Here is a 22442-nt window from a genome sequence, read left to right as displayed (position 1 = left end):
TCCTTTTGAAGATGTCAGAGTGTTACTGCTGGCAGGTAGGCGCGGGTATTGGAATGCACTCTCTTGTCTTGTGCGATAGCGCCCGGTGACCACCATTGGTAGCCACCATGCTGCACGCGAGGCAGAGTCGCGAGATCAATATCAAGACTCAGGTGATAGGCGAGTACCACGTAATGCGTCGAGACCTCTGGATCAAGCATGCTATCGGTGTAGAAATGTTGATAGACGCCGAAGGAGCGCATGCTCGAAAGCGGTACCGATTGACCCAACTCATCGTGAGTCAAACGCAGGGCTGTCGCGTCAAGAGTTTCTCCCTTGAGTATCCGCCCACCAGGGACGAACCAACTGCCCTGCGCCGGACGATTCAGCCGCTCTCCCAATAACCATTCGCCTTGAGGATTGGTAACTACAAAATCCATGGAGACAAGCGGTGTATGCGATACAACATGCCGAAAGTCATCACTGCTCAGCCAACCCTGCGTAATAGCTGGCAACTCATGCATGAGGCTCAGCCACGGAAGCGATCCTGATTTTCGATAAACCAGCCATAGGCATCATCAAGCCCCTCTTCCAGAGTAATGCTTGCTTCCCATCCCAACGCCTTGAGGCGTGAAACATCCATCAACTTGCGAGGAGTGCCGTCAGGCTTGCTGGCATCAAAGGTGAGTTCACCCTCAAACCCGATAACACGCTGCACTGTCTCTGCTAGCTCGCGGATGGTGCAATCAACACCAGTCCCCACATTGATATGAGACAACATCGGTGAGGTATTGGCTTGATAGACGCTATCGTCGAGTTCCATGACGTGCACACTGGCCGCTGCCATATCATCGACATGCAGGAACTCACGCATCGGGGTACCACTGCCCCAGACAACGACCTCTTTTTCCTCTTGCTGCTTGGCTTCATGGAAGCGACGCAGCAAGGCAGGAATCACATGAGAATTCTGTGGGTGGAAGTTGTCATGTGGACCATAAAGATTCGTCGGCATCACGCTGCGGTAGTCACGCCCGAACTGACGGTTATAGCTCTCACAAAGCTTGATACCGGCGATCTTGGCGATGGCATACGGCTCGTTGGTAGGCTCCAAGGTGCCAGTGAGAAGCGCTTCTTCACGCATCGGCTGCTCAGCATGCTTGGGGTAAATGCAGGAAGACCCCAGGAAAAGCAGCTTGTCCACATCAGCCAGATGTGAAGCGTGAATGATGTTCGCTTCAATCAACAGATTTTGATAGATAAAGTCAGCCGGATACGTGTTATTGGCTTGAATCCCGCCGACCTTGGCTGCTGCGAGGTAAACCTGATCAATGGCGTGCGCCTTGAAATAAGCCTGCACTTGGGCTTGATCAAGCAGATCCAGCTCTTCGCGGCTAGCCGTCAGGATATTGCGGTATCCAAGCTTCTGCAGGTGACGCACGATGGCAGACCCCACCATACCGCGATGGCCTGCGACAAATACTGTCTGATCAAGATCGCGAGCCATGATCAACCCTCCACCGAAACCGGGATCTCGTAGCCATGCTCCTTGAGCAGAGCATGACGCTTGGCGACCTTGAGATCTTCCATCACCATTTCAGCACACATTTCTTCTACCGTGATTTCGGGCTCCCAGCCAAGCTTGGCTTTTGCCTTGGACGGATCACCCAGCAGCGTTTCGACTTCCGCAGGGCGGAAGTAACGCGGATCAACCCGCACAAGCACATCGCCAACCTTGAGTGCCGGCGCCTGGTCACCCTCGATTTGCGCAACAATAGCCTGTTCATCAACACCTTCACCTTCAAAGCGCAAGGTAACACCCAGTTCCTGGGCACTCAGACGAATGAAGTCACGAACTGAAATCTGCTTACCGGTCGCGATAACGAAATCTTCAGCTTCTTCCTGCTGCAGCATCATCCACTGCATGCGCACATAGTCCTTGGCATGCCCCCAGTCACGTAAGGCATCCATATTGCCCATGTACAGGCACTCTTCCAGGCCCTGAGCAATATTGGCAAGGCCACGAGTAATCTTGCGTGTTACGAAAGTCTCACCACGGCGCGGGGATTCGTGATTGAAGAGAATCCCGTTACAGGCATACATACCGTAGGATTCGCGGTAGTTGACCGTAATCCAGTAGGCATACATTTTGGCGGCCGCATACGGAGAGCGCGGATAGAAAGGCGTAGTTTCCCGTTGCGGAACTTCCTGCACTTCGCCGAAGAGTTCTGACGTAGAAGCCTGATAGAACTTGGTCTTCTTCTCCAGGCCCAACAAACGAATCGCCTCAAGGATTCTCAGGGTACCCAGTGCATCAACATCGGCGGTGTACTCCGGTGATTCAAAGCTGACAGCGACATGAGATTGAGCGGCGAGGTTATAGATCTCGTCCGGCTGCACCTCTTGAATGATGCGCGTCAGATTGGAAGAATCCGAGAGATCGCCATAATGCAGGACAAAGTTCTGGTTCTCAACATGCGGGTCCTGATAGATATGATCCACGCGCTGTGTATTGAAAAGCGAGGCACGGCGCTTGATGCCGTGTACTTCATATCCCTTCTCTAATAACAGTTCAGCAAGGTAAGAGCCGTCTTGACCTGTCACACCTGTAATTAGGGCACGTTTACTCATCATTTACTCCTTAAGAAATTAGCTACCAACAGTATTTGATTTTTCTTTTACTTTAATACCTAGCAATCTTTCAATAGATACAGGTATCGAAACCTTGTTCTTTTGACTATAGTCTTTAACTTCAGCCACTTTAACATCTACCAAATAACGATACCAAAACCCTTGTAATATATGAAAAGCTGAGCCTTCGGAGCCATCTAAAAAACCAAACCTTAATACATAGCGATATAGGAAATAAATAAAAGCACGACATCCTCCTGGAAGTTGAGCGTAGATTTTATCTTTTATCCATCGCTTGATGCCAGCTTTGCCTTTAATACGTGACTCTTTTTCTGGAATTAACCCCATGAACCTATATTCAAGATTTAGCATCTCTATTGCTTCTAGACTAGAATACTTATTATGCTTCTCGGTCCACCATGTAAGCGAATTTAAATTATCATCAATAATTTCGCCACTTAGATTTGTCACTTGGCCTTCAACTTTAATATGCTCATCCATCCAACGATATTCACACTCGCCGTAACCAAACCGGAACAAGCGTAGTACCTCGGTAGGAAATACACCTCCATATTTAATCTCATGCCCAAGAAAATTTATTCTTCTATTGAGATAAACCCCATTGATATTACTATCTAATAAATGTAATTTGTTTTTTATTTGATTTTTAAGTTCATCAGTAATCACTTCATCTGCATCAATACGTAGCACCCAGTCTATATTATCTAGTTGAGAAAGTGCCCAGTTAAATTGATGCGCATGATTTACCCACTCGTTAGCTAATATATGTGCACCATAAGATCTAGCGATATCTACAGTAGCATCACTAGAATAACAGTCTATTACATAAACTTCATCTACAACATCCATCACATTACTTAAGCAGCGTGACAAATGCTTTTCTTCGTTATAGGTAAGGATAATCGCTACGATTTTCACATTAGCCTCTAATTCTATTATATTCATCTAAGAAAGATTCAGCTATACTTTCCCAATAATAATTAGAGGCAAAGTTCTTACAACGTTTTTTCAAACCTAAATTATCTTCTTGTGCAATATGAATCAAATTTTTCGCCATCTGGGCGATAATTTCGGGTTCATTCTTTACGCAGAAGCCAACTTTATTCTCGTCCAGCATATTCCATGGTGTATTGTCACTTGCTATAACTGGAGTTCCATAACTTAATGACTCAAGATACACATTGCCGAAGTTTTCATGCCGTGAGTTCAACATAAATATAGTAGCATTTTCATATAATGCTGCCTTCATGATACCATTTACTTGGCCTACAAAGTGTACTCTTGTCTCTAACCCCATGTCTCTAGACAAGCCTATCAAATATTCTTTTTCTCCATAATCGGAACCAGCTATGATTAAATGAATATCTTCATCTAAATCACTCAGAGCCTTGATTGTATAATCAAACCCTTTTTTCTTATCAATTCTTCCTACTGATAAAATATATTTTTTAGGTAATTCCATGCCAATATGATTTTCTAAAGCTTCAACTCTGCAAGGCTCGTCCGAGAACTTATCAACACCATTAGGTATCACTATAAATTGATTATCATTTACGAAAGGAAAAACCCGCTTAATATCCTCTTTCTCGTAATCAGCCGTAACATGCCAATATATATGTTTAATAAATGGCTTAAAGAAGATATTAATCCATAGCGTTTTAAACCTAGATCCTTGGTTGAAGCACCACTCACCTAATGATCCTCTAGGAGATACCACAATAGGTTTTTTATATAAACGGGAGAGTATTATTGAGGTGGGAGTGGAAATAGAAAAAATAGATTGAGTGTGCACCAAATTACTTTTTTTTATTGCTTTAGGCATATTCAGCAACAATGATAAAGATAACCGATCAGTAATTGTCTCCTTATGGTACCAAACTTTCCCGCCCAATTTCTCTACATATATATGAGTTGTGGTATCTAAGTCCAATCGTTTGCTTCGATTTACATTAGTAGTCTGTATGTCAAGAGTTACTCCTATTTTTAAAAGTTCTCGACAAACATTTAACGTTGAAAAAATAGGTCCACCATACTCTACCGCCGGATAAAAACTAGGTGTCACATAATATATTTTCATTTCTATTGCATCCTATATAAAATCTTATAAAAATTAGATTATTGCATTTGGATTGTATTAAAACCTGCACTTAATGTTGTATATTAAGTAATCGCCGAAAATTGTTTCATAATATGTTTATTGCTCAATTGCTTTGTACTTTGTTGACGATCTACCTGTCACAGAAAACGAGATTACTAATGGTAAAGTAAAGGATGTGCCTAATATAAAATATGCATAAAGAGCATTTTCGCCAAATAGAGATACATGTGCAACAGACAAAGAAATAAAGAAAATTTTAAGTTTTATACCCTTTATCGCCGATAAGCTGAGCATTAAAAATATATATAGCACTAAAATTAAAGGAACGCCAAAGTTAACTATAATATTATACCAAGAAAAATCTATATTCGTATAACCGCCTCCAGGTAAAAATAAATGAGAAATATCTGTTTCTAAAATTCTGACATAAGCAATAGATAACCTATGTGACATAATAGTATCAATAAGATTCAATAAATCATTATCATCAAACTTTAATTCGCTAAACATTTTTAGAGAAGCTAATGCAAGGACAGCCACTAAACCGAAAATACAAACTGAAAAACTTAAAACTCTTATAGCAAAGTCATTTAAATAGTAAGTCATGCAAACAAGCAACATATACACAATAAATATTAAAATTGAAGTTCTAGGGACTGAATAGTAAGCCACAATAAGGAACAATATTAGTGAAACGACTTTTAAGAATGTAATCCTTGTAAAAAATGCCGAAAACACTAGTCCGACACTTACTAGCCCTGTAATATTTGGATTAAAGAAACCTAACGTTTTTTTAAATCCATGAATAGCCGCCACATAGACATCAGTATTTTCTACTACACCAACCAGAGATAGTATTAAAATTGGCAAAAATATCGCAAAACAGCCAGAAAAGGCATGTTGAAAAAAAAAGTCATAACCCAGATTGTTTTCCTCAATATATTGAAATACAGAAGATGTCAAAATAAATAATGCCAGGAAATGGAATATAATTTCAGGAAAACCACTTACTAAAGCGCCAATTAATATTACAACAAGAATCAAAGAATATATAGCTATATTCTTAATGTCTTTAATAATAATCAGCACAAAAAATGCCGATATAAATACAAAAATCTGAGAAATTATTTTCAATACGCTATTGTGATATACTACGTCAATAGTTGCACAGGTCCCAAAGAAAAAAAAGAAGAAAATAGTAAATGCTACTTGTATACTTCTAGGTATAATCACTATCGACATCTCTTAAGTTTGCTGTAAAAAGAAGGTAATAGACTAATATTACAAATGATGTTTCTGATAGTGTGCGAACTCGACAAGCTATTAAAACAAAACGTAATTATTAAAAAACTAACAATTAAAGATTTATCCCCACACTTTCTCACTAAATATTGTTACTTTACGTATGTTTAAAGTGTAGAAGCCTACCAATAGTCAACACACGTAAAGAACAAATATTCATTAATGCAAGTATATTAACATAAGATAAAATACTATTTCGTTTTATCAGCTATACGCATTAAAACTCCACATACATACACCATCAATTGTTTTTTGATATTTTTGTTACTACCTCATTTTTTTCTAGTAGCTCTGGCCATCCAAAATATTCACCTAATATAGAATCCCATTTCTTTGGTTCAAATACGTAATTTCCGCAGAAGGGCGTAAATGTCATTTCACCAAAATATGGCGCATCATCAAATACATATAGGTCTACCCTACAATAACCAAAAGGCTCTGACAATCTCTTAGCTATATCTATCATCTCATCTATGCAATTAGGCTTTTCCAATAACTCAGGGTCTTGTATTGATTTAGCACTTTTCCTAGTAAACGGGGCAGGAGTCCAATCTTCTAAGAAAAAACTTTGCTGTATATCATCAAAACGTCCGCCAATAACTTGAAAGAAAATGTAAGGTTCGTCATGCCTCGACTTTCTAAAAACATGTATCTTGTAGTCTGCAGGAGGATTTCCATTTTTTAATAATGCTTTTTCAATCACTATCTTAGGCTCTATATTACGGTAGTGTAACTCATCTCCGACTTTGGAGAAATCTTTAGATAACCAACCGTTTACTTCTTCTATTAAATTAGAAAGATTTTCTTCTTTTTTATTTTTCACAATCTTTACAAATCCCGCTCCATGCGTAGCTTTAACTACAAATGATTCAGGCAAATCCTGGATTATATTTAAATCAAGCTTACTTCTGCACGTATAGAGAGGAACTAAATATTTGTCACCTATTATTTTCGCCACATAATCACGTACTAAAAATTTATCGCTTAGTCTAGAGAATTCGATCTTGGGCGACCTCATTCTATTATAAATTTTCTCTGAGAACTTTTTTGGATTATTAATATTTAATATTTGTTTATGCGCCCGCACATAGCGAAGATGGTATCTTAACCACTGAGGGCAGTTCGACAAAATCATTTTTGCTAGATACTTTACTTTCAATTTATTCACTCCGAATTAAAGAATACATATCCCAGTATAGGAAATAGCGTTAAATTGATTGGGCTTTATTTTCTTTTAATATCTTTAATAACACACTGACAATCAATGTGATATTTAATATTACTCCGACTAAACTAAATAATGCAATTGCAACTAAGCCACTATTGAATACATAAAAACCAATTATTATCGATACAACTCTTAGGATTACACTAAATACTTCGTAGACTAAAAAGTAGCCTTGCATTTTTAAAACAGGAATTGCTGCAACACTAGGCCTATTTACGAAGCCGAAATATAGCCATACTGCCATCCATTGTGCGTATTCACCGGATGTTCCCCATTCAGTCCCAAATATAAATGCAAAAAAACTTGAGCCAAAAACAACAATTAGACTGAAGGGAGCTAAACCTATAGTAGCTAGTAAAAAGGTTGCTTTTAAAAATAGTGATAATGCATCTTTATCATCCCTAAAAGACTCATTAAATTTCGGATAAAAAACCGAAGATACTGCTTCGCCAAGTAAAGCAGATGGTGCAGCTAAGGCAAGCTTCGCCAAAGAATAGAATCCGGCAGCAGTGGCTCCGAAGAAGCTTGTTAGCATAATCACAGGTATACTTTGAGATAAAGCATTAAGAAAAACTTGTGGGGTTCTATAAACCAAAAAGTCCTTATACTTAACAAACAAATCTTTATAATTATATTCTGATTCTGAGTTTATATCCACCGCTTTATTATCGCTCAATCCTCTAAATATTATTACTGAGTGTAGCATATTACTAAAAGAAGTAATGGTTACTAAGACTGCAGCAATTGGAGAAATCAAACCTGCTCCAGCTTTAGATAAATTAAATATAATGGAATGCACTATTGAAGCTTTAGCTTTTAGATTGAAGAGTTTATTTCTTACCACCCATTGGCTTAGAATGGCATATACTGCGGCGAAGAGCATCGCTATAGGTATTAAAAATAGAAAATCTTTAATCTCCGCAACATCAAACACATTTACAATCCAATCACTGTATACTAACAAGCACAGGAGAGTTGATATTGATGTAAGAAGGGCTAGATAAAACGATAACTTTGCTATTTTGATTGCTTCAAAATCGTTCTTCGGAAGTACTATAGCTATAGGATAACTAAATGCACTTAATGGTGTAGTAATAGCAAGTATAGCTGTAAACAACCCTACAACTCCAAATGCTTCCGGACCATAGATACGTGTAATAATCGGAGTTGTCGCTATAGTTATAGCTTGAGCTACACCAGTGCCGGCGGCTACTAAAGACACATTTTTGAGAAACATAATCTATGAAATTAACTCCGGTGATTCAGTGGCTACTTCAAACATTATATTCTAGCAATCTAATAAAACTCGACAAAATTAGTATCCAATTAAATCCTTTTACATATACGCATAATGATTATTAGATTTCATCTGCTCCCGGTGCCAATTAATACAGTTTTTATAGTTCTAATAATTATTAGAATATCCAACCATATAGAAAAATTTTTAATATAGTAAAAATCGTACTCCAATTTTTCAATCATACCTTCCACCTCTGCGGCATAGCCCTGCTCTACCTGTGCCCAACCGGTAATGCCAGGACGTACCACATGGCGGTAGTGGAAGAACGGCACATCCTTCTCATACCACTCCGTGAGGCTCATGGATTCTGGGCGCGGTCCGATCATGCTCATGTCACCTTTCAAGACATTGAACAATTGGGGAAGCTCGTCCAGACGGCACTTGCGAATGAATCGCCCCACACGCGTAATGCGTGGATCATTGCCTTCCTGGGTAAAGCCAGTGCCCTTCATGTCGGTATACATGCTACGGAACTTGTAGACGGTAAACGGGCGGCAGTGGAAGCCCATACGCGGCTGACAGAACAGCGCCTTGCCCGGGCTATCCAGACGGATGGCAAGTGCCGTCAACAGCATGACAGGGGTCAGCAAAGGAATCAGGATTAACGCGGCGAGAATGTCCATGCCGCGCTTGATGACTTCGTAGTCTTCGCGCGGCGTCAGAGAGCCAAATTCGTTGGCATAGAGGTGATCCAGCAGTACCTTGCCGGTGATCATTTCATGAGCCTGGGTGGCGTGATACACCGGAATACGATGTATCGTGCAGTCAGCAAGGAAGCGTTGCCATTCTTCAGGGAGATCCGCGCGTAAATCTGCGACTACTGCATCGATTCGCTTCACGCCCGCAAGTGATGGGGCCTCTAACTGATACCAATAGACTGACTTGCTGTGGTGATCACACAAGGAAGGGGCTTTCCCGAAAGGCACCACTGCCATGCGCTTAGTGGTCAGCTTGCTGTCGACATAGTAGAAGGCCCCACCGAAGACGATCGCCAGTACGAAGGAAATCCCGACCTGCAGACGTGACACCTCGATTTCCAGCACACCGCAGATGATGATGAGCAAGGTATAGGAAGCCGCAACTGTCGGAATGACATACGTGAAGGAGCGCGTCCCCGGCAGTTGGCAAAGGCGGTTGATCAGCGTCAGGGACAAGGTGAAGGCGGCAGCGGTACCCAGAATCGCATTCCATTGTGCCAGGGTAGAGGTATTCCAGAAATCGAATCCCCAGCGGTACATGGCAGGCAGTACCACAACCAACAGTACGCCAAAGAATGTCTGCAAGCGCTTGCTGGCAAGCAGGCGCTCGTAGTGACGTGAATAGCGCCGTTGATGCTCCATGGTAGAGCTCACCTCTTTCATGTCTGGTTCCCTTCGAATTCAATATGACTGATGACGGAATACAACGGGATCATTTATAGCTGTAGTTGTAATAGCCATAATTCTCGCCATAGGCACCGGCGGCCTTGCGCTCCATGGCATTGAGGATTCCGCCCTTCACGACAATGCCAGAAGCTGCCAGGCGCTTGAGAGAGACTTCCACTTCCTTGGGCGCGTTCACCTCGAAGCGTGTCACCAGCAGTGTCGTGCCCATATGCTTGCCGATGACGGCGGCATCGGTGACGGCAAGGATGGGCGGGGAGTCAATGATGACCAGGTCATAACGCTCGCTGACCGCAGCTAGGAAGTCCTGGAAACGTGCACTCATCAGCAGCTCCGAGGGGTTGGGCGGCGCAATGCCACGCGCGACGTAGGAAAGTGATTCAAGCGCGGAAACAGGGCGAATGACGTCTTCCAGCGATTTCTTGCCTGCCAGGTAGTCACTCAAACCACACTCGGAGCGCTCATCGAAGATGGAGTGCATGTGGCCCTTGCGCATATCGGCATCAACTACCAGCACGCGTTGCCCGGCTTGGGCACAGACAGCCGCCAGGTTGGCGGCAATGAAACTCTTGCCTATCCCCGGGCTGGGGCCGGTGATCATCAGGGTGTTGGATGAGGATTCCAGCATGGCGAAGTGCAGGCTGGTGCGTAAGCCACGCAAGGCCTCGATCGCGAGATCCGCAGGATTGCGTTCGGCCAGCAGTCCGTTGGGAATCTTGCGCGAATGCTTGTCTGTCGCACGCTTCACCTTGCGGCTCAGCTTGCCCTGCTCATCCGAGAGCGGGATGGTGGCATACATCGGCAGGCCCAGCGCTTCCAGCTGGTCCGGCGATTCCACGCCACGCCGGAACGCCGCACGCAGCAGAATGACACCGACAGACAGCATGCCACCCAGCAGTGTCATGATGACCACGACCATGGCCTTCTTCGGCTTGACGGGCTGCGGCAAGATACCGGCATCGTCCAGGATGCGCACATTACCTACCGTACTGGCCTTGGCGATCTCCATTTCCTGCACTTTATTCAGCAGCTGCACGTAGATGGCCTGAGTCACTTCCACACTACGTGTCAGGCGCAACACTTCCTGCTGGGTTTCCGGGAGGTCCTTCACCTGAGCATTCAGCTTGTCCATCTCGCGCTTGAGCTGAGACTTCTTCTCGAGCAGTGCCGCGTAGGTGGGGTGGCTAGGCGTATAACGCTTGGCGATCTCGGCTTCAGTCAGTTCCAGCTGATTGACCTGGGCCTCCAGATTCACGATGCGCTCCAGCACGGACTGGGTCTCCAGTGAGAGATCCACACTGTCACGTGACGTCCTGAATGCATTCAGGCGCGATTCCGCCTCATCGAGCTGGGCACGCACCTTGGGTACCTGATTATCGAGAAACTCGAGACTGTTGCGCGCCTCTTCACTCTGACGCTGAACATTCTGTGAATAATAGATATCCGCGATGGTATTCAGCGTGCGCTGAAGTTCACGCGGCTGCTCACCCGTCATCGACCAGGAGAGAATGCCGGTCTCCTTGCCCTGCTCCGAGACGGAGAATGATTTACGTAGATCTTCGATCGCCTGCATGCGGCTGATGTGGGTCAGCGCAAATTCCGCGCCTGCGGCGGCATTCAAGGCAGTGACACGCAGATTCAGCTGACCATCGGCAAAGCTGTCCAGCTGATTGATGCGCCCCTTGCCCAGCAACTCACCGTCCTGGATCAGCTCGTAATGCGCATCATCGACGACACGCAGGGTAATGGTGCTACCCAGCATGGCCTCATCGACAGGCATCTCACTGACGCTGATGCTCTCCCCTGCCCAGGTACTTGCCCAACCCTGAGCGAAATCCGGGCGCTCCACCCCGCGGCGCACAAGGAAATCTCCCAGCAGCGGCAGTCGCTTCGGCGTGACGGTGACATCCAGGTTGAGCAGGTCCACCGCGCGGCCGAGTACCATCCGCGAGCGGATGATCTCGATCTCGGACTGGGACGGCGGCTCCTTGCCCAGAATCGAATTGACGTCAGCCAATGGATTGGTCGAAGGGGCATCATCAATCTGGATCAGGGCATCCACCTTGTAGATGGGCGTCGCCAACAGCGCGTAGACCACCCCGATGACGGCAAACAGGCCAGTGATCGCGATGATCCATTGCTTGTGATCGAGCAGAGTGCCGAACAGGCGCCCCAGATCAATCGCATCGTCATCGTTGTCGCGAGTGGCAGGCGCTGATATCGCCCCAGTGGCCGTATGTTGCGGGGTCTGATTCATGAAACACCCTTCGAGTGCTGCGGCTCTCGTGAGAACCAGTGGTAGTGGGTAATGAAGAGGGAGACGGGAGGATGACGCGGATCAATCATCACTGCGCAGGTCATCGAAATCACTGGCGGAACGCGTCACCTGATAGACGGCGGTCAGCGTCGGCATCAGCTGGTTGACGACACGGTTCCAGCGACTGAGCGGCGCGGCCGTGACGTAGACCACATCCGAGGGCTGCAGCATGAATTCCGCACCGATCACGAAGGCCGCCGAATCACGCGCATCCAGCTGGTAGACCGTCGCCAGCTTGCCAGTGCTGGTGTCCGCGCGCCGCACGACGAAGATGCCCTTGGCATCTGCCTGGCCTTCATCGATACCGCCAGACTGTGCGATGGCATCCGTCAGCGAGATACGCGAATTGCCCATCGCCAGACTGCCCGGCAATTGCACCTCGCCCATCACGTAGACCTTCTGATTGCCCACATCCGGGATGTGCAGCACATCGCCGTCGCGCAGCAGACGGTTGTTGCTCAGCGCGCCGTTTTGTAGCAGGTCATACAGCGAGAAGTGCTCATCACTGTCATCACGTGTCAGTACCACGTCGTGCCAGTTGGCCAGCGGCGACAGGCCGCCTGTCTGATTGACGGCGTCGAGGATGGTCAGCGGCACATTGGTGATCGGCAGGATTCCCGGCGTTTCCACCTGCCCGGTGACATAGACCTTCTGGGACTTGAATGCCGCCACCTGCACATCGATCTGCGGGGAGGCGATATAGCCGGACAGGCGACGCTCGATGACCGCCCGCAATTCCTTGACGGTGAGCCCCGCCGCTTTCACGCGCCCGATATAGGGATAAAAGATGGTGCCGTCACTGTGAACGCTGTTGCCTGATTCGATGGCGCTGCGCTCGGAGCCGGCCGGGATGGTCAGTTCGGGGTGGTCATAGACGATGATGTTGAGCACATCCCCTCGGCCGATACGGTAATCGTAATCGGCCAGCTGCTGTTCCAGCGTCTCGTTGTCACGCTGGGCCTTCCCGTGACTGTCCTTCAGGGCATCTACCATGCCAAAGGTGATGGGCCGGACCTCGAGCGCGTCATCCAGGGGAGCCGTTTCCGCTTGATAATCCATGTTGCCACCGGGGGCAAAGGCACAGCCGGTGGTAGACAACATGGCAATCAACAGCGCGGTGGTCATTGCCAGGCGGGGGCGCGGCTTCAGCGCACAGCCCTTGCCAAACATGGTGACCTTGATCATGTAAAACCCCCGAAACCTGCAAGATGAAGTAAGCAGCTCACCCGGCGCGCCTTGGCAAGGCACATCCGCCATGAGTGCTGAAGCGATGAAAGACGATGGATCGTCAGGAAGAAACGCTGGTTCGGTGCCCAGGAACCGAGGTGGTGCACCTCTGAGCCATTCAGCGTTCAGGCACGCTACCGCCCTGAGGTATATGACGGCGCTTACCCCAAGGCCCGGACACGCCCACCAGCAGAGACTGCTGATGACGCGACAGAATTGCTTCCACGATGGAAACAATTCAAGAATTTTAAGACGAACGTTTCCCCACCCTGGAAAGGGCGTTACGAGAAGTCATAGGGAAAGCGGCAATGCAATGTGGCGCCTTGAAACGAAGTTCTCGAGTTCAATGCCGGATGGCCTTGACTCCTTCTCTTGATTTCATTAGGCGAGACATAAAGCATCACCTCAAGACAGAAAGCACATAGTGAGCATCGCCTTGAGGCGTGAGGATTCATCCATCACACGCAGGCATGTCGAGCTCATGAAGTTGCTTTGTGTCTTGACGCTATAGCGTTTGAGTGACTCAACCATGACATTGGCAGTACAAGAACTTTTTTACGCAAAAAAGCACGTCACCAGCGAGTCAGATGCAGGCGTGATTGACAAGAAAGAAGATTGCCAGCAGTAGCGGTAGGAGAATGTGTCACTTGCCAGAGGAGCACACGACAACCTCTGTGGTGCTTGATTTCCTATCAATCTGGTTCGCATCCTTGCCAACCCTGTCGCCTTTTCGCAACACGGCGGTGACAAATAAGGTGAGCATCATACTGTAAAATCACGCAATTCATCCACCAGTTTTTCACATTTCATTCAGGTCCAGGCGTGAGATTCTGGCACCAAATATCTGATAAGATACTGATATAAAAACAATTTCCTGTCATTTGACCCACTTTTCACTGTACTGATCACAGTTGACAAGACCCACCATGCGTCTGCTATGTGCGACGCAGCAGTACTCACACGCCTCCAAAGAGTTACGCAACGATACGCAAATATACATTCAGAACCACAACAAGCCCCGACAAGCATTAGACAAACCATCCCCAAGAGATTAATTAAGCACCTTCTTATAATGACTTTCACTCGTCGGATTTAGTAAGCTCAGCCCCCTGACAGATATAAGGCCCGATATGATTTCGGTAGGTGAAGACGTCACATTGGCTCCCATATCTCTGCCAGCGGGTGAAATGAGATTCTCTAAAGAATGGGAATACGCTAAGATGGCTCGCATTATCACTAGATGCGCCATGCTTCAACTGATTTCACCTGTCATTGATGAGAATGTCATGGCTTGAGTGTACGCTTGCTTCTTTCACTCGCATGCCGGGCGCATTGTTCCAACTCTGTTCAAGTCTTGTCATAAAAATGTGCATGACCTGCCGATTGGTGCCAATGGGAAACCAATCGGCAGGACATCACGATCACAACCAGATGTGCAGATGTACTCTGCAGGAGATAAGGCCCTCTCATGAAACGTACTGCTACAACATTGGTCATCGCGGGATTGGCGCTATCCCCTCTCGTTGCCGGGATCGCGCGCGCGGAAAGTGAAGCGCCAGCGCAGACGGACACGACATCCACCGGCTCTTCCACAAGTACGGGCAGTAGCAGCGGTGGTGGCACTGCCGCAGGTGCCGGCGCAGCCGGTGGCATGGCAGCCGGCAGCATCGCCGCCGTTGCCGCTGGCCTCGCAGCGGCAGTGGGCGTCGCGGCGACTGTCGCATCTGGTGGCGATGGCAGTAGTGGTGGTAGCACTGGCGGCGATATCGGAACTGATCCGGGTGACGGCGGCGACGGCGGTACTGTTCCGGGTGATGGTGGCGATGGCGGCACTGATCCAGGTGATGGTGGTGACGGCGGTACTGATCCGGGTGATGGCGGCGATGGCGGCACTGATCCGGGTGATGGTGGCGATGGCGGCACTGATCCGGGTGATGGCGGCGGCGACGGCACTGATCCGGGTGATGGTGGCGGCGACGGCACTGATCCGGGTGATGGCGGCACTGATCCGGGTGACGGCGATGGCTCGACTGGCACCACCGATCCGGGTGATGGCGGCGATGGCAGCACTGATCCGGGCGACGGCGGCACCGATCCAGGTGATGGCGACGGCTCCACTGGCACCACCGATCCGGGCGATGGCGACGGCTCCACTGGCACCACCGATCCGGGTGACGGCGACGGCTCCACTGGCACCACCGATCCGGGTGACGGCGACGGCTCGACCGGCACCACCGATCCGGGTGACGGCGACGGCTCCACTGGCACGACCGATCCAGGTGACGGCGACGGCTCGACTGGCACCACCGATCCGGGCGATGGCGACGGCTCCACTGGCACCACCGATCCGGGTGACGGCGACGGCTCCACTGGCACCACCGATCCGGGTGACGGCGACGGCTCTACCGGCACGACCGATCCCGACGATGGCAGTAACCCGGATGAAGGCGGCGAGCCGGGCGATGGGGACGGCACGACAGGTACCACTGGCACCACCGGCACGACAGGTACCACGGGCACGACCGGCACCACCGGTTCTACCGGGACGACAGGCACCACCGGCACGACAGGTACTTTCTGATCATCATGATCTCGACATCCATCAGCATGGGGGGTCGCCTGGCGGCCCCTTTGCTCGTGTCCGGCGCACTGCTGCTTGGCGGCTGTTCCGCGCTTGAGCAGGGGCAGCTGGGTCAGACGGCGAGCGCCGTGTTCGGCAGCGATCAATTCGATGCCGAACACGCGCGCGCCCTGCCCTACGCGTCGCTGCGTCTACGCTACGACGGCAACACCGGCATGGTGGTACTGGCGTCACTTGAGACTGTCAGTTCCCGCCCCCCCAGCGCCACGAACGCGAGTCCGACACAAGCAGACCACGAGCTGCCTTCACCGAGAGCCTCATCATCTTCCGCCACTTCTGCCGGGACAGTGACGACTCCCTCGTCGCCTCCGACAGAACTGGCCCGTTTTGAAACCGCGGACCACGCCTTCGTTCGCCTGGAGAACGGCTGGCTGACCGGCACCGCCGGCTTCGACAGCGACCTCCTGGACATGCATCGCGAGACTCGCCTGACCACGCTGATGTCCGCGTTGGCCGCTGGCGAGCCTGCTCCCGGCTACCACGTACGCACGCGCTGGCAACGCGCCGATGGCACCGAGGGCTATGCCCAGGGACGTGCCGACTGGTCGTGTGCCGCGCCGAGCGTGCAGCCCTTCCCGCTTGGCGAGCAACGCGTCGCCCGCTGTGAGGAGAGCATTCACTGGAGCGACGGCTCGTTGAGCGTCAATCACTACGCGGTGGCGCCCGCCATGGCACCGGATGCCTCTCCCAGAATCTGGGCTGCAGAGGTTCAGGCCTGGCCTGTCTCACCCCATTGGCGTTGGGAGGTGGCACGTGCCTGGTGGTAAGCGTGGTACCCGGCATGAAAGTGCCTGGCAAGACGGTACATGGCATGACAGCCACCGGCGTCAGCGCCTTGATCACGTCGCCCCTCGCGGGGGAGCCGACGGCCATTCTCCTGTTCGTCGAGGTGTCGTGAAACCTTATCTGCCAACACGTCTGAAGGCCGTCCTGTCCACCGCACTGCTCGGCTCTCTGATGGCCGCGTCAGGCGCATTCCTGACGCCTGCGCCAGCGTTTGCCGCTGAAGCCGCGACTGACCGCGCTCAGCCACCCACCACGCTGACCATCAGCGAGGCACTGTCACGTCACCTCGACGAACTGAGGGGTGAGCACGGCATTGAATGGCCGCACACCTTCGTGGCGACCCGGCAGGCACGTGAGCACTCCCGCCAGCTGGGGCGTCGGCTGTTCTTCGAATTGCGTCAACTGAGTTCACAGGCGGTGTTCGATGAGCGTCTGCCCGCCGCGGGGCTCAAGCATTGGATGCAGATCGTAAAGCGCACGCCGATCGGCGGCCGTCAGGTGGGGCGTATCGATCCCATCGCGCTGTGGCGTTTCCCGCGCCTGGATATCCCGCTCAGCACGCATGACTGGATCGGGCAATGCCAGCCCGAGACACGCCTGCAGCTGTGGAGCGCCGTGGGCGTTCGTCAGCTTGACTGGCGGCCAGAGTTGACCCTGCGCGAGGCCATCGCCGGCCTGCCGGGCGCACGGACCAGCGCCGAGAGCGCCAGTGTCATCACGCTCAGCGGCCGAGTGATCGAGCGCGGTATCAGCGCCTGGAACGAGCAGCCCTACACGCTGGCACCGGGGGATCGTGTCGTGATCCATCTGCCGCGCCTCTCGCCCTCGGCGGCCTGGGTCAATCGCAGTCTTCCCGAGTGGTTGAGCCTGCAATGGCCGGGCAAGGCGTGCCGCAGCCTGGATGCCATCACGGGCCACCCCCAGGCGCCGGAGTACCTGCTGTCGCTGCGTGAGCTGGACGCCTCTCCTGAGGCGGCAGAAGCGAAAGCCTCAGAAGGCACGGCTGAGGCGAAGGTGGCGGCCGACAACGCCCCCGCCGACGCGTCGGCGCCCGCATCCGACGAGAGTGAGACCCCATGAGCGAGGCGTCCATGAACCCGCCGCACGCTTCGCGCTCAGGCAAGCAAAGGATGGCAGCAGACAGCATGCATCATTTCCCCTCTTCTCCCGCCATGCAGGCCAGGCCGCGTCTGGCCCCGCTGCCACGCATCATCCGCAGGCTGGCGCTGCTCAGCGCGGGCGTGATGCTGGCCCCCGTGAGCCACGCCGGCGTGCTGGATGGTCCGCAGCCCGTCGAGAGCCGCCTGAGCGGCCTGGGGCATGGTCAATCGGATTTCGGCGGCGTCGGGCTGATGCAGACACCGACCGCGCGCATGCAGAAGCCGGGCAGCATCCACTTCTCCTACAGCCAGGTCGAACCGTATCAGCGCTATAACGTCAGCCTGCAGCCGCTTGACTGGCTGGAAGTGGGCTTTCGCTATACCGAGGTCACCAACCGCCTGTATGGCGAATCCATCGCCGGTGACCGCGATTATCTGGACAAGGGGGTCGATGCCAAGATCCGCCTGTGGGAAGAGAGCCGCTATCTGCCGCAGCTCGCGGTCGGCCTGCGCGACATGGGCGGTACCAGCCTGTTCGGCAGTGAATATCTGGTCGCCAGCAAGCGCTGGTATGACCTGGACTTCACGCTGGGGCTGGGCTGGGGGTATCTGGGCTCTCGCGGGGATCTCTCCAACCCGATCGGCTGGATACGCGACAGCTACAACGACCGTCCCGGTCGCGGCGAGACCGGCGGTGACCAGGGTGGCGAGTTCTCCCTCAACAGCCTGTTCAAGGGCGACATGGGCGTGTTTGGCGGCGTGGAATGGCAGACCCCGTGGGACCCGCTGGTGATGATGGTAGAGCTGGATGGCAACGACTATCAGAGCGAGCCACAGGACAACGATCAAGCGCAGGACAGCCCGATCAATCTGGGCGCTCGCCTGAGCGTGACCGACAACCTGACCCTCAAGGCCGGTTGGGAGCGTGGCAATACCGCGATGCTGGGCGTCAACTTCGGGGTGGATCTCGCCGGGCTCTCCCAGGCCAAGCTGGATCGCCCGCCGGAGGCCTTGCAGGCAGAAGCCCCCTCACGCAACCAGGTCAGCTGGCCTGAGCTGTCCCGCGAGATCCAGGCGCAATCCGGCATTCGTGTCGATAGCCTGTCCCGCGAAGGCACGGCGCTGATCGTCAGCGGCGAGAGTACGCGTTTCCGCTCGACCGCACAGGCCGAAGGCCGTGCCAACCGCGTATTGCACAACCGCCTGGATGACTATTTCGAGAGCTTCCATTACCGCCTGCGCTCCGGCGGCCTGGATACCCGGGAAGATGTCCACCAGCGTGCCGATATCGTCAACGCCGGTCACGACGCCCGCCAGCAGCTGCGCTATACCCATGGCGTCTATGCGCTGGCCGCCACCGAACCCGACAGTGACGAGGCACAAGGTGCCGCACGCTACCCGGGTGAGAAGGTACTGCTCGAGAATCCCGATGATCGCTGGAGCGCCGGCTTCTCCCCCGGCCTCAACCAGAACATCGGCGGCCCGGATGGCTATCTCTATCAAGCCTACCTGCGCGGCTCCGCCGCCTGGCGTACCGATCGCCACGGCTGGCTCTCCGGCTCGGCGCAGCTGACCCTGTTCGACAACTTCGACAAGTTCGATTACATCTCGGACTCCAAGCTGCCCAGGGTTCGCTCCTATATCGGGCGCTATATCGAAGAGACCGACGTCGGTATCGACAACCTGCAGTACACCCGCACCCACCAGTTCGGGCGTGACTGGTACGGTATGGCCTATGGCGGCATCCTGGAGATGATGTATGCCGGTGTCGGCGCCGAGGTGCTCTATCGTCCGCTGGGCTCTCCACTGGCCTACGGGGTCGATGTGAACTGGGTCAAGCAGCGTGAATTCGACCAGCAGTTCGGGTTGCGCGACTACTCCACCACCACCGGCCATGCCAGCGTCTACTGGGATACCGGCTACGAGGATGTGCTGGCCAAGGCCAGTATCGGCCGCTATCTGGCAGAAGATGTCGGCGTGACGCTGGATGTCTCGCGCGGCTTCGCCAATGGCGCACGCATGGGGGCCTGGGCCACCTTCACCGATGCCGGTGATGACTTCGGCGAGGGTAGCTTTGACAAGGGCCTCTACATCGTGCTGCCGCTGGATGCCTTCTTCATGCACTCCACCCGCGACAATGTCGGCCTGGCCTGGAATCCGCTGACGCGTGATGGTGGCGCCCGCCTCAATCGCAAGTTCAGCCTGTATGACATGACCAGCTATCGCGACATGGACGACTACTGGCGCGGTTTCGCCTCACAGGTATGGAAGTGATCCTGACCGCGAGCTGACCTCTGCTCCCGCAGACAAGGCCGATCGTGCTGAAGTTTCCCTCTGTCACCTGCCGTGCCAACGACAAGGCCCCGATCCTCTGGATCGGGGCCTTGTCGTATACGCCTTCTGGTCTGCGCCTTCACTCATGCCTTCTTGAGCGAAGGCATGAGTGGGCCACAATCTCTCACACCATACTCACCGCCCGGTGAAGTTGTTGCGCACCAGATCGACCACGTCATCCATGCGCCCATTGAGCACCGCCTTGGCGGAGTAGAGCGCGGTGGAAGCGACCTGCCCGGCTTCGATGTGCGGCGGCATCACCAGCTCCATGCGGTTGACCTTGACCTCGAGCACCCCGGGGCCGTCCTGGGCCAGCAGGCTCTGCACTGCCTCATCCAGCTCGTGCTTCTCCTCGACACGCCGTCCCCACAGCCCCATGGACTGGGCGACCAGCGAGAAGTCGGGGTTCTCGAGTTCGGTGTAGGTATCCAGGATGCCCTCGACCTTCTGCTCGAGCTCCACGAAGCCCAGCGTGCTGTTGTTGAAGATGACGATCTTGAGCGGGATCTTCTCCTGCTTGAGGGTCAGCAGGTCCCCCATCAGCATCGACAGACCGCCATCACCGCACATGGCGATCACCTGACGCTCAGGGTAGGCCTTCTGGATGCCGATGCCCTGAGGGTAGGCATTGGCCATGGTGCCATGCATCAGACTTGGCAGCGTGCGGCGCTTGCCGTTGGCGCGGATGTGACGCAGACACCACACCATGGGGCTACCGCCATCGGCGGTGAAGACGGCGTCCTCACTGGCATGGCGGTCCAGCGCCAGAGTCAGCTCCTGCGGGTGAATCAGATGCTCATCGTCGGAGGTGACGGCGGCCTCGTCGCGCGCCTCGAGATATTTCTTGCGGCAGCTGTCAAGCCAGCCGCTGTCGTCACGCGGGTCCACGCGGGTCAGCAGCGCGTCGCAGGTGTCCTTGACGCTACCGACGACACCGAGATCCACCGGATGACGGATACCGATCTTGCCGGGGTCGAGATCCACCTGGATCACGGTGGCCTTGTCCGGATAGAACTGGGACCAGGCAAAGCTGCAGCCCAGCAGCAGCAAGGTGTCACATTCCGCAACGGCCTCGTAGCCGCCCTGCAGGCCGAACACGCCGGTCATGCCGACTTCGAGTTCATTGTCGGGCTCGATGAAGTCCTTGGCACGCGACGTCCAGGCCACCGGCGCCTTGAGGCGACGTGCCAATGCCAGCACTTCTTCCTGCGCATCCTGACAGCCGACCCCGGCGTAGATCGACACCTTGCCCGGCTGATTGAGCGCCTCGGCGACGGCGGCCAGCTCCTGCTCACTCGGACGAATCACCGGCGAGAAGCGGTGGGCACGCCAGGGCAGCGAGGCCTTCGGCTTCTGCGGGAAAAGGTCCCCCGGGACGATCAGCACCGCGACCCCACCTTCCGCCAGCGCCTTCTGCGCCGCGATGGCCACCATGCGGCGAGCATTCTCGGGATTGGTCAGGTATTCACAGAACACGCTGTACTGGGAATAAAGCGCCTTCTGGTCCACATCCTGCGGGAAGCCCACGCCCATCTCGGCGGTATCGATCTGCGAGGCGATGAACACCACCGGTGCGCCATTGCGATGCGACTCGATCAGACCATTGAGAAAGTGGGTGCTCCCCGGGCCACAGGTGCCGGCACAGCAGGTCAGCTCCCCGCTGATGAAGGACTCGCCCCCTGCCGCGAAGCCGGCCACCTCCTCATGCCGCACATGCACCCACTCCATCTCGGAGCGCCGGATGGCGTCGGTGAAATGGTTGATGGTATCGCCGACGATGCCGTAACAGCGCTTGGCACCTGCCTCGAGCAGGGATTCGGTGATGATCTCGGAGACACTATGGGCCGAAGAATGGGACTTGGACATGGGGGCGCTTTCCTTTTCCGTTGAGTTGCGGTGAAGGATGAGCAATGCATTCACTCATTCGAATAAACAGTAAACAAGACGTTGGGATGACCCGAGGAAATGCAATGGTGAGGGCGCAAGGCATAAGTGGCACACGGCGTTGCGTGCGGCGTAGCATGAGCCTGAGGCGCCCGAGCCACTCCGCCTGATCACGCCGCGCGGCGTGCACAGGCGGAGTGAACAGGCAGAGTGTG

16 protein-coding genes are annotated in these 22442 nt (G+C 52.3%); 4 read left to right on the top strand and 12 right to left on the bottom strand.

The genetic code is table 11. From position 1 onward, the window contains the following. Positions 1 to 14 precede the first annotated feature (14 nt). From QD228_RS08560 to QD228_RS08510, 11 genes are all read right to left on the bottom strand, one after another. A complete protein-coding gene (locus tag QD228_RS08560) occupies positions 15 to 503 on the bottom strand; it encodes a GDP-mannose mannosyl hydrolase (protein WP_279875167.1) in 489 nt (162 codons plus the stop codon). Positions 504 to 508: 5 nt separating this feature from the next. Continuing rightward, entirely contained in the window at positions 509 to 1483 is a 975-nt protein-coding gene (locus QD228_RS08555) for a GDP-L-fucose synthase (RefSeq protein WP_279875165.1), read from the bottom strand. Positions 1484 to 1485: 2 nt separating this feature from the next. Beyond that, complete coding sequence (gene gmd, locus QD228_RS08550) at positions 1486 to 2610, bottom strand: GDP-mannose 4,6-dehydratase (protein WP_279875163.1); 1125 nt, start codon at positions 2608 to 2610, stop codon at positions 1486 to 1488. Positions 2611 to 2625: 15 nt separating this feature from the next. Then, positions 2626 to 3573: a glycosyltransferase family 2 protein gene (locus QD228_RS08545; RefSeq protein WP_279875160.1), complete on the bottom strand. Its 948-nt coding sequence runs from the start codon at positions 3571 to 3573 to the stop codon at positions 2626 to 2628. After that, positions 3548 to 4705: a glycosyltransferase gene (locus tag QD228_RS08540; protein WP_279875158.1), complete on the bottom strand. Its 1158-nt coding sequence runs from the start codon at positions 4703 to 4705 to the stop codon at positions 3548 to 3550. The genes QD228_RS08545 and QD228_RS08540 overlap by 26 nt, the downstream gene beginning before the upstream one ends. A 117-nt stretch (positions 4706 to 4822) precedes the next feature. Beyond that, positions 4823 to 5968, bottom strand: a complete 1146-nt coding sequence (locus tag QD228_RS08535) for a hypothetical protein (RefSeq protein WP_279875156.1) — start codon at positions 5966 to 5968, stop codon at positions 4823 to 4825. Positions 5969 to 6269: 301 nt separating this feature from the next. Continuing rightward, positions 6270 to 7187, bottom strand: a complete 918-nt coding sequence (locus tag QD228_RS08530; protein ID WP_279875154.1) for an ATP-grasp fold amidoligase family protein — start codon at positions 7185 to 7187, stop codon at positions 6270 to 6272. Positions 7188 to 7236: 49 nt separating this feature from the next. Further along, a complete protein-coding gene (locus QD228_RS08525; RefSeq protein WP_279875153.1) occupies positions 7237 to 8493 on the bottom strand; it encodes an oligosaccharide flippase family protein in 1257 nt (418 codons plus the stop codon). 128 nt (positions 8494 to 8621) lie between these two features. Next, positions 8622 to 9917, bottom strand: a complete 1296-nt coding sequence (locus tag QD228_RS08520) for an exopolysaccharide biosynthesis polyprenyl glycosylphosphotransferase (protein WP_279875151.1) — start codon at positions 9915 to 9917, stop codon at positions 8622 to 8624. Between the two features lie 49 nt (positions 9918 to 9966). Continuing rightward, a complete protein-coding gene (locus tag QD228_RS08515; protein ID WP_279875149.1) occupies positions 9967 to 12195 on the bottom strand; it encodes a polysaccharide biosynthesis tyrosine autokinase in 2229 nt (742 codons plus the stop codon). 81 nt (positions 12196 to 12276) lie between these two features. Then, positions 12277 to 13440: a polysaccharide export protein gene (locus QD228_RS08510; protein ID WP_279875147.1), complete on the bottom strand. Its 1164-nt coding sequence runs from the start codon at positions 13438 to 13440 to the stop codon at positions 12277 to 12279. Between the two features lie 1510 nt (positions 13441 to 14950). Between QD228_RS08510 and QD228_RS08505 the strand changes: the two genes are divergently transcribed. The 4 genes from QD228_RS08505 to QD228_RS08490 all read left to right on the top strand — a co-directional run bounded on the left by QD228_RS08505 (position 14951) and on the right by QD228_RS08490 (position 20283). After that, positions 14951 to 16063: a hypothetical protein gene (locus QD228_RS08505; RefSeq protein ID WP_279875146.1), complete on the top strand. Its 1113-nt coding sequence runs from the start codon at positions 14951 to 14953 to the stop codon at positions 16061 to 16063. A gap of 5 nt (positions 16064 to 16068) precedes the next feature. Continuing rightward, positions 16069 to 16890 carry a hypothetical protein gene (locus tag QD228_RS08500; protein ID WP_279875145.1) on the top strand — a complete coding sequence of 274 codons (822 nt, stop codon included), beginning with the start codon at positions 16069 to 16071 and terminating at the stop codon, positions 16888 to 16890. Positions 16891 to 17017: 127 nt separating this feature from the next. Then, positions 17018 to 17989, top strand: coding sequence for a capsule biosynthesis GfcC family protein (locus QD228_RS08495; RefSeq protein WP_279875144.1), 972 nt, complete (start codon positions 17018 to 17020; stop codon positions 17987 to 17989). 65 nt (positions 17990 to 18054) lie between these two features. Continuing rightward, a complete protein-coding gene (locus QD228_RS08490) occupies positions 18055 to 20283 on the top strand; it encodes a YjbH domain-containing protein (protein WP_258038200.1) in 2229 nt (742 codons plus the stop codon). A 195-nt stretch (positions 20284 to 20478) separates the two neighbouring features. Here QD228_RS08490 and QD228_RS08485 read toward each other — a convergent pair whose 3' ends face one another. After that, positions 20479 to 22209: a thiamine pyrophosphate-dependent enzyme gene (locus tag QD228_RS08485; RefSeq protein ID WP_279875142.1), complete on the bottom strand. Its 1731-nt coding sequence runs from the start codon at positions 22207 to 22209 to the stop codon at positions 20479 to 20481. Positions 22210 to 22442 lie beyond the last annotated feature (233 nt).

It is taken from the genome of Cobetia sp. 3AK (genome assembly GCF_029846335.1).
Lineage (GTDB): Bacteria > Pseudomonadota > Gammaproteobacteria > Pseudomonadales > Halomonadaceae > Cobetia > Cobetia marina.
Note: the sequence above shows the minus strand (reverse complement) of the source record. Positions and strands in the feature narration are given on the sequence as shown.

Bases quoted from the DNA above. Each gene is read 5' to 3' on its own strand.
- QD228_RS08560 (WP_279875167.1), bottom strand. From the start codon at position 503: ATGCATGAGTTGCCAGCTATTACGCAGGGTTGGCTGAGCAGTGATGAC.
- QD228_RS08555 (WP_279875165.1), bottom strand. From the start codon at position 1,483: ATGGCTCGCGATCTTGATCAGACAGTATTTGTCGCAGGCCATCGCGGT.
- gmd (WP_279875163.1), bottom strand. From the start codon at position 2,610: ATGATGAGTAAACGTGCCCTAATTACAGGTGTGACAGGTCAAGACGGC.
- QD228_RS08545 (WP_279875160.1), bottom strand. From the start codon at position 3,573: ATGAATATAATAGAATTAGAGGCTAATGTGAAAATCGTAGCGATTATC.
- QD228_RS08540 (WP_279875158.1), bottom strand. From the start codon at position 4,705: ATGAAAATATATTATGTGACACCTAGTTTTTATCCGGCGGTAGAGTAT.
- QD228_RS08535 (WP_279875156.1), bottom strand. From the start codon at position 5,968: ATGTCGATAGTGATTATACCTAGAAGTATACAAGTAGCATTTACTATT.
- QD228_RS08525 (WP_279875153.1), bottom strand. From the start codon at position 8,493: ATGTTTCTCAAAAATGTGTCTTTAGTAGCCGCCGGCACTGGTGTAGCT.
- QD228_RS08520 (WP_279875151.1), bottom strand. From the start codon at position 9,917: ATGAAAGAGGTGAGCTCTACCATGGAGCATCAACGGCGCTATTCACGT.
- QD228_RS08515 (WP_279875149.1), bottom strand. From the start codon at position 12,195: ATGAATCAGACCCCGCAACATACGGCCACTGGGGCGATATCAGCGCCT.
- QD228_RS08510 (WP_279875147.1), bottom strand. From the start codon at position 13,440: ATGATCAAGGTCACCATGTTTGGCAAGGGCTGTGCGCTGAAGCCGCGC.
- QD228_RS08505 (WP_279875146.1), top strand. From the start codon at position 14,951: ATGAAACGTACTGCTACAACATTGGTCATCGCGGGATTGGCGCTATCC.
- QD228_RS08500 (WP_279875145.1), top strand. From the start codon at position 16,069: ATGATCTCGACATCCATCAGCATGGGGGGTCGCCTGGCGGCCCCTTTG.
- QD228_RS08490 (WP_258038200.1), top strand. From the start codon at position 18,055: ATGCATCATTTCCCCTCTTCTCCCGCCATGCAGGCCAGGCCGCGTCTG.
- QD228_RS08485 (WP_279875142.1), bottom strand. From the start codon at position 22,209: ATGTCCAAGTCCCATTCTTCGGCCCATAGTGTCTCCGAGATCATCACC.